The 2,609-nt window shown below is 44.6% G+C and carries 3 protein-coding genes; 2 read left to right on the top strand and 1 reads right to left on the bottom strand.

Going from position 1 to position 2,609, the window contains the following annotated elements:
- Positions 1-80 precede the first annotated feature (80 nt).
- Together C7B77_RS27870 and C7B77_RS27865 are read left to right on the top strand one after the other, a co-directional pair.
- The gene (locus C7B77_RS27870; RefSeq protein ID WP_106312732.1) at positions 81-953 is read left to right on the top strand and encodes a 6-carboxytetrahydropterin synthase; all 873 of its coding nucleotides are present in this window, start codon (positions 81-83) and stop codon (positions 951-953) included.
- 455 nt (positions 954-1,408) lie between these two features.
- Positions 1,409-1,849, top strand: a complete 441-nt coding sequence (locus C7B77_RS27865) for a CAAD domain-containing protein (RefSeq protein ID WP_106312729.1) — start codon at positions 1,409-1,411, stop codon at positions 1,847-1,849.
- A 65-nt stretch (positions 1,850-1,914) separates the two neighbouring features.
- On the opposite strand, the gene C7B77_RS27860 is transcribed toward C7B77_RS27865, so the two are convergent.
- Complete coding sequence (locus C7B77_RS27860) at positions 1,915-2,430, bottom strand: tetratricopeptide repeat protein (protein ID WP_106312726.1); 516 nt, start codon at positions 2,428-2,430, stop codon at positions 1,915-1,917.
- Positions 2,431-2,609: the final 179 nt, after the last annotated feature.

The following is a 2,609-nucleotide window of genomic DNA, read 5'->3' as shown; positions in this document are numbered from 1 at the left end:
CCCAACTCCCAATCGAAATAGCTGTGTTATCCGTATTCTAAACACAGTATCCTATTAAATATAACGTTATGTAAATTTTCATGAAATGTATTATCAACCGTCGCGCCCAGTTTTCGGCTAGCCATCGCTACTGGTTGCCAGAGTTGAGCGAAGCGGAAAATCAAGCGGAATTTGGCTTGTGCGCTCAACCATACGGACACGGACATAACTATGTCTTGTACATATCTCTCTATGGCGATATCGACGAATACGGGATGGTACTCAACCTCTCCGACGTCAAACACGTTATTAAAAAAGAAGTTACTGCGCCACTCGACTACAGTTTTCTCAACGATGTCTGGCCAGAATTTCAAGCCACTCTACCCACCACCGAAAATATTGCTAGAGTAATTTGGCACAAACTAGCTCCACATTTTCCGCTCGTCCGCATTCAGCTCTACGAACATCCCGAACTCTACGCAGAATATACAGGTAAAGACATGGAAGCATCATTGACTATCGGTACTCACTTTAGCGCGGCTCACCGTTTGGCTCTCGATAGTCTCACCCTCGAACAAAATAGTGAGATTTATGGCAAGTGCGCGCGGGTAAACGGACACGGACATAACTATCATCTCGAAGTCACTGTGACGGGGCAAATTGACGCACGCACGGGGATGATTGTCGATTTGGTCAAATTACACGAACTCGTGGATAAATACGCTGTGGAGCCGCTAGACCACACCTTTTTGAACAAAGATATTCCCCACTTTGCCAAAGTCGTCCCTACCGCCGAAAATATCGCCGTCTACATCGGCTATCAAATCGAACAACCGATTCAGGCACTTGGGGCGCAATTACACAAGGTCAAATTAATCGAGAGTCCCAATAACTCGTGTGAGTTACTGTGGAGTCAAGATTTTAGCAATCTGGCCACTCGTCAACTAGCATCAGTCGCTCTAGCGGGAGTCTAATTGCCGATTAGCTGCTAGTAATTCTCATTTTTGGCATTGCTGAATTAAAGAACAATTCGATACTCGAATGATTCTCACTCGGCAATGCCTTAATGTTTATGAGAGCAAAAGTTCATTATTCTTTAATACTCGATCGAGATGATTTACTGTTATAATGAATAGCAATTTTAGCTGTAAATCGGTCGATCGGTCGATCGTCGAGCGGCTAACTGTCGTCTATAATTGGACTGATTAAACATTTTAATCGTCTCTTGCAGCATCCGCGAACAGTATAGCCAGTGCGTCTAGCAGATAAATTTAGGTGTAATTGTTTACATTTAAATTAATTTTACACTATGCTGCTTCAGCCGCAACTGATAAAATCGGCAAGAGTGTTTGTATCGAACATCAAGTTCGGCACACATCAAATTTCGATCTGCTAGCCTTGTCAATTTTGAAATAGGGATTAATAAAATATGAGCGATACCATCGAATCTACAGAAACTACGACAGTTGATATTCCAGCAAATCCTTTAGGATTAAATACTGGAAATGCCTCTCTGACCAAAGTTTCTCCAGAACTACCCAAGGCAGAGCTGCCAGAATGGGCTAAACAAGTTACTGATGTTCTTGCAGAATTACCTGCGTATGTAGCTCAAATTTATAACAGCAACAAGAGTGCCGTCATTACTCTAGGCTTAATTTTTGGCATCATCGTTGGCGTGAAGCTAACTTTGGCGATCTTATCTGCCATCAACGAAATTCCTTTGCTCGCACCTACTTTTGAAATCGTCGGGATCGGATATACGAGCTGGTTTGTATACCGTTATCTGCTCCAAGCATCGACTAGAAAGGAATTGACTGACGAAATCGATAGCTTCAAATCCGAAATTCTCGGTAAAAATGGCAACGGCTAATTCGAGCCGTCGGACGAATCTTAGTTAAGTGTAGATACCACCGATCGATCGGTGGTATTTTTTTGTTATCCTCTGGCAGCCAACCACAATCCCAATATCGCGATCGCCGTAACTACTAACGCGATCGCGATAAAATTATTATCCTTAGTATTAACCTGACTCAGATCTACAGGTGCGTACCGCTCTTCCAGCGATTTGGGCTTAGGTGCTGGCGGTGGCGTCGGACGGTTATTGCCCCCTGTCTTGCCATCGCTGCCTTCTAAATGAGTCAAATCGGGAATCTTCGTCAGCCACTCATCGCGTCGTACCAATTCTGGAGCCTGCATGATATACAGCATCCGTTTACTTGCTTGGCGAGTATCCAGATTGGGATGGCTCGATAATTTCTGACACAGAGCCTTGGCTTCTGGAAGCTGTCCTGCGGCTTCATAAGCTGTCGCCAGCCATACCTGCGCTTCGCCACCCAGTTGTGTATTTGGCTGCACTTGAGCGATAGCAGCCACAAAAAAGCTGACTGCTTGGCGGTATTGTCCCCGCTCGAAGGCCATTTGTCCGGATTGATAATCAGTCTCGAAAGTCACGTCGATTGAGGATTGTAGATTGAGGATTGGGGATTGTAGATTGTGCTCTGTTCTAACTAGTTACGGTGTAAATACAAGTGTCGGCTAGACTTCGTTTTTGATGGGTTTACCCCAACTCCCTTATCAAGGCTACGGTGTGTACGCAAGTCAGCTAGACTTCGTTTAAGGTTGGTTTACCC

Origin of the sequence: Chamaesiphon polymorphus CCALA 037, from assembly GCF_003003845.1 — a bacterium.
Taxonomy (GTDB): domain Bacteria; phylum Cyanobacteriota; class Cyanobacteriia; order Cyanobacteriales; family Chamaesiphonaceae; genus Chamaesiphon; species Chamaesiphon polymorphus.
This window is presented reverse-complemented; position numbering and strand designations above follow the sequence as displayed.